The organism is Neisseria sp. HMSC067H09 (assembly GCF_001814135.1).
Lineage (GTDB): Bacteria > Pseudomonadota > Gammaproteobacteria > Burkholderiales > Neisseriaceae > Neisseria.
This window is the reverse complement of the sequence record NZ_KV814891.1, coordinates 18,990-26,978: the sequence shown is the minus strand read 5'-3', so window position 1 is coordinate 26,978 and position 7,989 is coordinate 18,990. Positions and strand designations below refer to the sequence as shown.

The following is a 7,989-nucleotide window of genomic DNA, read 5'->3' as shown; positions in this document are numbered from 1 at the left end:
TGTTGCACTTGAAATCCGAATCCAAGGACCTTTTCCCCTTCATCTGAGCAGACTTACCCCAGATATTTCAGTTTGCCTTTGAAATCTTCCAGCTTCTCATAGCCTTTTTTCGCCATGATGGCTTTCAAGCCAAGCGAAACACGTTCGAAAACTTCGACACCTTGCTGATGCAGCGCCGTGCCGATTTGCACCATGCTCGCGCCGCACAAGATATGTTCAAACGCATCGCGACCGGTATAAACGCCGCCTGTGCCGATGATTTGGATGGACGGATTCAATCTTTGGTAGAACGCGTGGACGTTGGCAAGCGCGGTCGGTTTGATGTATTCACCGCCTATGCCGCCAAAGCCGTTTTTAGGCCGGATCACGACGGATTCGTCTTCGATATACATACCGTTGCCGATGGAATTGACGCAGTTGACGAATTTCAGCGGATGGCGGTTGAACACTTCCGCCGCTTGGTCGAAATGGACGATGTCGAAATATGGCGGCAGTTTGATGCCCAAAGGCTTGTCGAAGTAGCCGAAGGCTTCGCCCAAAATCCGCTCGGTCGTTTCAAAGTCGTAGGCGATTTGCGGCTTGCCGGGGACGTTCGGGCAGGAAAGGTTGAGTTCGGTAATGCCTTTAAAACCGCTGTTTTGCACTTTTTTCAACAGCGTGTGTGTTTCATCGGGCGACATACCGACCAGCGAGAGGAAAAATGTCCGTTCGGGCTGCGATTCTTGAAGGCTCAGCAAATAATCCAGATAGTAATCAATGCCTTGATTCGGCAAACCCATGGAATTGATACTGCCCAGCGGTACATCGCGGTAACGCGGCTCGGGATTGCCCGCCCGCGCTTCCAGCGTCGCCGTTTTGGTGACGAAGCTGCCTGCGGCGGATTGCCTGACTTCTTCCAATTCTTCCACGGTCATACACGCCACACCAGCGGCGTTCATCAGACAGTTGTCAAAAGAAAAACCGGCGATTTGCGTTCTCAATGACGGCATATCCTGCTCCTTTCCCTCGAAAAATCAATTTGTTTGCGAAGCGTAACACGAATAGTCGGCAAAATTTTTAACAAACATCAAATGACAGACAATGTAGGGAAATGTTGTTTTATATGATGAAGGAAAGGTGCAAAAAAGGTCGTCTGAAAACCTGTTTTGTTTGTCTTCAGACGACCTTTAACGTGAATAAGCCACGGTGATTGATAAAAGTTTTCGAAATAGCCAAGAAAGCCTTGGTTCGTAATTTCTTAAATCAGGCTATCCATTCCGTTAACGCGGCCTCCAAGCGTTTCAGACCTTCCGCCATATCTTCATCGTTTAGCAGCAGACTGGGAGCAAAGCGCACGACATCGGCTCCGGCAACCAATACCATCAGGCCGTGTTTCAATGCAGCGGCGGTAATTTCCGAAGCTCGGCCTTTGTATTCGTCCGCCAGTACGCAGCCGATGAGCAGACCCATACCGCGTACTTCTTTAAACACGCCGGTTTTCTCGCCCAATTCCCGCAGGGTCGTCTGAAATTTTTGTCCTTGTTTTTCAACATGAGCTAAGGTTTCCGGCGCGTTGATAATGTCGAACGCACGACTACCAACGGCGCACGCCATCGGATTGCCGCCGAAAGTCGAACCGTGCGTCCCCGGCCCGAAGGTCGGCGCGATTTTGTCAGTGGTCAGAATCGCGCCGATAGGGAAGCCGCCACCCAATGCTTTGGCGGAACTGATGATGTCGGGCGTAATACCGTAATGCTCGTAGGCAAACAGTTTGCCCGTATGCCCCATACCGGTTTGCACTTCGTCCAAAATCAGCAATGCGCCGTGTTCGTCGCACAAACGGCGCGCGGCTTGCAGATATTCCTGCGTCGCGGGCAGGATGCCGCTTTCGCCTTGAATCGGCTCGATGATTACGGCGCAAGTGTTTTCGTTGATGGCAGCTTCCAATGCGGCAATATCGTTGAACGGAACATGGGTAATGCCTTGCGGCAGCGGCGCATAGTCTTTGCTGTATTTGGGCTGACCGCCGACTGAGACGGTAAACAGCGTGCGGCCGTGGAAGCTATTTAGGCAGGAGATGATTTCGGTTTTGTGTCCGCCAAAATGATCGCGACCGTATTTGCGCGCCAGTTTCAGCGCGGCTTCGTTGGCTTCCGCGCCGGAATTGCAAAAGAATACTTTGTCGGCGAAGGTATGCTCTACCAGCTTTTGCGCCAATTCCTGCGCGGGCTTGGTCGTGTAGATATTGGAAATGTGCCACAATTTTTGCGACTGCTCCGCCAGCGCGGCAACCAAATCGGGATGACAGTGTCCCAACGCGTTGACCGCGATACCGCCCGACAAGTCGATATATTCACGACCTTCAATATCCCAGACGCGGCTGCCGAGTGCGCGTTCGGGAATCATGGGGGCAAATGAAAAATTGGGGGTCAGGTAGTTTTGCATCCGATTTCCTTTGCAGTGAATTTATTGAAAATAAGCGGGGATTATGCGCCGCCCGAAACAAAGCTTCAAGCCGGAATGGACGGGACGCAATGAGAGTAGAAATTTCGACTACAATATGGATTTTACCGACCGTAGAAAGAAGATTATGAACATCCTGCCTTATCAGACTGAAATTGCCGAGCGTATGCTGGTTGGCACCGAAGGCGAAACCATTCATCCCGGCGCGCAATTTGTTCAAACGGCCAACGGCTATTGGATAGCTTGGCACGAGGGCGATGCAGCCCTGCTGGCTCCCGATACGCCACCCGATATTCCGTGTTTTTGGGTAGAAGGGGCGCAAAGTTTGGAAGAGTTGGTCGAATTGGTCGAAAACGGTGAGTTTGACGAAATGGAAGAGTTTGACGGCGACGATGACGCGTGGCACGAACACGCGGCGGGCTGTGATGGCGGGCATGACGGTCATTGCGGATGTTCGCATTCATGAAAATGAAGATGAAAACCTTGCTTCTGCCTTTGGTCTGCCTGGCGCTGAACGGCTGCGTCGTCAGGGCGGCAGTCGATTTGGCGGCAACGACCGTCATGACGGCGGGCAAGGTTGTCGTCAAAGGTACGGGCGCAGTTATTAATGCCGTCATTCCCGACAGAGATAAAAAGAAAGACAAAGAAAAGGATAAAGGTAAAAACTGCCATCCTGTTTCAGACGACGGTGTGTATCCGGGTTCTTATCCGCCTGCATCGGAAGAGGGCGGTTACTTTGTTCCGCAAGATTCAGGATATTCGGACAGGGGATGGTAAGGACGGATGTCTTTTGTCCTTGCAGCCATATAAAAAGGTCGTCTGAAAGGTTTGAGCGCGACCCGCTCGACTCATTTGCAGACGACCTTTTTGTTTGGGTAAACGTTCTTCCGCTTTAAACCGCGTCGGTCAGCGATGAGAACACTTCAAAATAAGTCGGGAAGGTTTTATGGGTGCATTTCGGGTCGTTGATGACGACGGGTACGCCCAACAGGGAAACCAGCGAGAAACACATCGCCATGCGGTGGTCGTCGTAAGTGTCGATGACAGCGTCGGGCGTCAGTATTTCAGGCGGGGTAATGTGAATCGCTTCGGCTTCTTCGACGACTTCCGCGCCGAGTTTGCGCAACTCGTTTGCCATCGCGGCGATGCGGTCGGTTTCCTTGACGCGCCATGAACCGATGTTGCGCAGCGTGCAGGTTTGTCCTGTGGCAAGGGCGACGATGGCGAGGGTCATGGCGGCATCGGGAATATGGTTCGCATCCAAATCAAAGGCTTGGACGGCACGTTCTTTCGGACGCGAGACTTCGACGAAGTTTTCGCCCCAAACCACATCCGCACCGATTTTTTCCAGCTCGCGGGCAAAGGCGACATCGCCCTGTATGCTGTTTGCGCCGATACCGGTAACGCGGACAGGCGTAGCAGCAATCAAACCGGCTGCGAGGAAATAGGACGCGCTGGAGGCATCGCCTTCGACATATAAATGGTCGGGCGCGTGGTAGCAGGCATCGGCGGGGATTTTGAAGACGCGGTAGTCTTCATTGGCAACCTGTACGCCGAATTGCGCCATCAGTTTCAAAGTGATGTCGATATAGGGCTTGGAAATCAACTCGCCGACCATACGGATTTCAAATGCCTGCCCGGTCAGCGGCAACGCTATCAAGAGGGCGGTCAGAAACTGGCTGGACACATTACCTTTAATCGGAATCACGCGCTCGCCGCGGTCTTGGCGTTCGCCGATATGAAGCGGCGGATAGTGTTCGTTGCCGAGATATTCGACATCGGCGCCGGCAATCCGCAGCGCATCGACCAAATCGCCGATAGGGCGTTCGTGCATACGCGCGACGCCGTGCAGATGATAATCGCCGCCTAAAACCGCCAGCGCGGCAGTCAGCGGACGGAACGCCGTTCCCGCGTTGCCTAAAAACAAATCGGCAGTGCGGTTTGGAAATTGTCCGCCTGTGCCGTGTACTTTCAGACGACCTTCGGCAAGATATTCGATTTCAACGCCGAGTTCATCGAGAGCTTCCAACATACGGTCGGTATCATCGGATTTGAGCAGGGAATGGATTTCGCAAGTGTTGTCGGACAAGGCGGCAAGCAGCAGGGTACGGTTGCTGATACTTTTGGAGCCGGGCAGGGCGACGGTGGCGGGTTTGAGTGAGGCGGCGGGGAGGCGGATGGATTCGGTCATGATGGTCGTTTGGGAAGCGGAAACAGAAAACGGCATTATACGGCAGGGAGGGGTCGTCTGAAAAACCAAAACTGTCAACAATCCGCATAAAATGTTATACTTTTCCGCAATTTTGCAACGATGGCGCGGGCTTGTTTTTTATGCCCGCCAAGTGCGTCGTCCCAAGATTTTCAAAGACTTTTACACGTTCGCAAGGTCGCCTGAAAAGTACCCGACAAACGGAATAGAAATGATCAGCAAACAAGAATACCAAGCCCAAGCCGCCCAAGGCTACAACCGCATCCCGCTCGTGCAAGAACTCCTTGCCGACTTGGATACGCCGCTTTCCCTCTATCTCAAACTCGCCAACCGTCCCTATACCTACCTGCTCGAATCCGTTGTCGGCGGCGAACGTTTCGGCCGCTATTCCTTTATCGGCTTGCCTTGCAGCCACTATCTCAAAGTCAGCGGCAAACATGTCGATGTTTATCAAAACGGTGAAATCGTCGAGCAACATGACGGCAATCCGCTACCCTTTATCGAAGCCTTCCACAACCGTTTCAAAACGCCAGAAATCCCAAGCCTGCCGCGCTTTACCGGCGGACTGGTCGGCTACTTCGGTTACGAAACCATCTACAATTTCGAACACTTCGCCCACCGCCTGAAAAACACCGCCAAAGCCGACCCGCTCGGTACGCCCGACATCTTGCTGATGCTGTCGCAAGAATTGGCGGTTATCGACAATTTGAGCGGCAAAATCCACCTCATCGTTTACGCCGATCCGGCGCAGCCCGACGGCTACGAACGCGCCCGCGAACGCCTCGAAGACATCCGCACCCAGTTGCGCCAAAGCTGCGCCATCCCGCTCTCGCTCGGCAGCAAACACACCGAAGCCGTCAGCGAGTTCGGCGAAGAACCGTTCAAAGCCTGCGTCAACAAAATCAAAGACTACATCTTCGCAGGCGACTGTATGCAGGTCGTCCCCAGCCAGCGCATGAGCATGGAATTTACCGACAGCCCGCTCGCCCTCTACCGCGCCTTGCGCACGCTCAACCCTTCGCCTTACCTCTTTTACTACGATTTCGGCGATTTCCATATTGTCGGTTCCTCGCCCGAAATCCTCGTCCGCCGCGAACGCGACGACGTCATCGTCCGCCCCATCGCCGGCACGCGCCTGCGCGGCAAAACCCCCGCCGAAGACCTTGCCAACGAGCAGGACTTATTAAGCGACGCCAAAGAAATCGCCGAACACGTCATGCTTATCGATTTAGGGCGCAACGACGTCGGCTGCATCAGCAAAACGGGCGAAGTCAAAGTAACCGACAAAATGGTGATTGAAAAATACTCCCATGTGATGCACATCGTTTCCAATGTTGAAGGCCGTCTGAAAGAGGGCGTTACCAACATGGACATCCTCGCCGCCACGTTCCCCGCCGGCACACTCTCCGGCGCACCCAAAGTCCGCGCCATGGAAATTATCGAAGAAGTCGAACCGAGCAAACGCGGAATCTACGGCGGCGCCGTCGGTGTCTGGGGTTTCAACAACGACATGGATTTGGCAATCGCCATCCGCACCGCCGTGGTGAAAAACAACATGCTATACGTCCAAAGCGGCGCAGGTATTGTCGCCGACTCCGACCCAACCTCCGAATGGCAGGAAACGCAGAATAAAGCCCGGGCGGTGGTTCGGGCGGCGCAGATGGTGCAGGAAGGGTTGGATAAATAAATTTCAGACGACCTTTTTGACTGAAGCTCATCTAAAAAAAAAGCTTATCTCTAAAGAAAGAAACCATGAAATACGGAATCGCGATTATATTAACTGTCGGGCTGCTTTCAGCCTGTTCTTCCGTCAAAACAACGCACCAAAAAGAAAGTAAAACCATAAATCAAAATATACAACCCACGCCTGGAAGACCGGATCTGACCGCACCCGAAGTGCTGACCAAGGTTTTGGATTTCCTGCGCCATGCCCAATCGCCCGAGGACTTTCGGATTGAAACGGCAGGAAAAGTGATGAATTTAAGGTTGCTGGAACGCACAGACGGTTATAGCGATTTTTATATCGGTAATAAGTTTGGCGACAGCGATTGGATCTGGTCAATTAATTTTACAAAAGATCAATCCGGAAAAATGCGCTTACATTTCGGTGATGGAGGGGGGGATTCCCCTGCTACACCGATTTGCCAGATGGATTTGGATCAGTTCCATCCGCTTCTGGAGCAGGCGGGGTTTACCTATACAGGCAAAGGGCATTGGGGCAGACCCTTCAACGGTTATGAAAAAAAATATCGGAACGGCTACGAAGCAGATCTCCAAGTCTTTTATCAGGGGGAAAGTGAAGAAAAGGTACTGCATAAATGCATCAATGAAATTACTTTCGATATTTTCAAGCCGGGGTCATAAAACATGAGTCAGATCAATCCTCAACTGCAAAAGATATTGGATGACTTTGCCCAAAACTCTCTGCCAAACGGCAAAAAGTCAGATGCATACCGCAACCTGATTGCCGCCATAACGGCATCACCCGTGCTGAACGGAAGATTGAATACCACAGCAGAAAAGGGCTATTTGGACAAACTGGCGGTCAATAAAAATCCGAATGCCGGTGCCAGCTACAATGCAAGTAAAAATCGAATTTCCATTAATCTGTCTCAGCTGGAAACGAGGCTGCTGTTTCAGACGACGTTTCCTGACAAAAGGTCGTCTGAAAGATTGGCTTCCCTGTCTTGAAAGAAACCCATGAAATACACAACCGCAACCGCATTGACCATCGGGCTGCTGCTTTCAGCCTGCTCTACCGAAAACCCCATACCCGCAAAGGAGGGCAAGATTATGAATCAAGATACGCAACAGATTGCCGGAAGACCGGATCTGACCGCACCCGAAGTATTGACCAAAGTTTTGGATTTCTTACGCTACGCCAAATCGCCAGAAGATTTTAGAATTGAAACGGCGGAAAAGGTGATGAAGATAAAATTCGCCCCATACAGCAAAGAAGAAAAATCGGCATGGGATTTTTATGCAGGTAATAATTTTGGAAATACTGGCTGGAGTTGGTGGATTAATTTCAATTCAAAAGAGAAAAGCGGGAAAGTGCACTTATTTTTCGGTCGCGGAGAGGGGAATCCTCCCGCAACGTCAATCTGCCAAATGGATTTAGATCAATTCCATCCACTACTGGAGCAGGCGGGGTTTACCTATACAGGCAAAGGGCATTGGGGCAGACCCTTCAACGGTTATGAAAAAAAATATCGGAACGGCTACGAAGCAGATCTCCAAGTCTTTTATCGGGGAGAAAGTGCAGAAAAGGTACTGCACGACTGCATCAATGAAATTACTTTCAATATTTTCAAGCCGGGGTCATAAAACATGAGTCA

9 protein-coding genes are annotated in these 7,989 nt (G+C 51.7%); 6 read left to right on the top strand and 3 right to left on the bottom strand.

Translation table 11 applies throughout. The features are described 5' to 3' along the window. Window positions 1–53: 53 nt before the first annotated feature. Both HMPREF2954_RS03910 and HMPREF2954_RS03905 read right to left on the bottom strand, forming a co-directional pair. Complete coding sequence (locus tag HMPREF2954_RS03910; protein ID WP_003756931.1) at window positions 54–989, bottom strand: dihydroorotate oxidase; 936 nt, start codon at window positions 987–989, stop codon at window positions 54–56. A 253-nt stretch (window positions 990–1,242) separates the two neighbouring features. Next, complete coding sequence (locus HMPREF2954_RS03905) at window positions 1,243–2,424, bottom strand: aspartate aminotransferase family protein (RefSeq protein WP_045075605.1); 1,182 nt, start codon at window positions 2,422–2,424, stop codon at window positions 1,243–1,245. 145 nt (window positions 2,425–2,569) lie between these two features. Between HMPREF2954_RS03905 and HMPREF2954_RS03900 the strand changes: the two genes are divergently transcribed. Beyond that, window positions 2,570–2,908 (top strand): hypothetical protein, encoded by a 339-nt coding sequence (locus tag HMPREF2954_RS03900; RefSeq protein ID WP_045075602.1) that lies wholly within the window; start codon window positions 2,570–2,572, stop codon window positions 2,906–2,908. A gap of 8 nt (window positions 2,909–2,916) precedes the next feature. Continuing rightward, on the top strand, window positions 2,917–3,219 hold the full coding sequence (locus HMPREF2954_RS03895; RefSeq protein WP_472689446.1) for an NF038104 family lipoprotein: 303 nt from the start codon (window positions 2,917–2,919) through the stop codon (window positions 3,217–3,219). A gap of 115 nt (window positions 3,220–3,334) precedes the next feature. Here HMPREF2954_RS03895 and aroA read toward each other — a convergent pair whose 3' ends face one another. Next, window positions 3,335–4,633 (bottom strand): 3-phosphoshikimate 1-carboxyvinyltransferase, encoded by a 1,299-nt coding sequence (aroA, locus tag HMPREF2954_RS03890; protein ID WP_045075610.1) that lies wholly within the window; start codon window positions 4,631–4,633, stop codon window positions 3,335–3,337. A gap of 229 nt (window positions 4,634–4,862) precedes the next feature. Here aroA and trpE point away from each other — a divergent pair, with 229 nt between their 5' ends. The 4 genes from trpE (at window position 4,863) to HMPREF2954_RS03870 (ending at window position 7,978) form a co-directional block, all read left to right on the top strand. Further along, window positions 4,863–6,338 carry an anthranilate synthase component I gene (gene trpE, locus HMPREF2954_RS03885; protein WP_045075599.1) on the top strand — a complete coding sequence of 492 codons (1,476 nt, stop codon included), beginning with the start codon at window positions 4,863–4,865 and terminating at the stop codon, window positions 6,336–6,338. A gap of 65 nt (window positions 6,339–6,403) precedes the next feature. Further along, window positions 6,404–7,015, top strand: a complete 612-nt coding sequence (locus HMPREF2954_RS03880) for a hypothetical protein (protein WP_070689011.1) — start codon at window positions 6,404–6,406, stop codon at window positions 7,013–7,015. Between the two features lie 3 nt (window positions 7,016–7,018). Continuing rightward, the gene (locus tag HMPREF2954_RS03875; protein WP_045075594.1) at window positions 7,019–7,342 is read left to right on the top strand and encodes a hypothetical protein; all 324 of its coding nucleotides are present in this window, start codon (window positions 7,019–7,021) and stop codon (window positions 7,340–7,342) included. A gap of 9 nt (window positions 7,343–7,351) precedes the next feature. Further along, complete coding sequence (locus HMPREF2954_RS03870; protein WP_070689010.1) at window positions 7,352–7,978, top strand: hypothetical protein; 627 nt, start codon at window positions 7,352–7,354, stop codon at window positions 7,976–7,978. The last annotated feature ends 11 nt before the right edge of the window (window positions 7,979–7,989 follow it).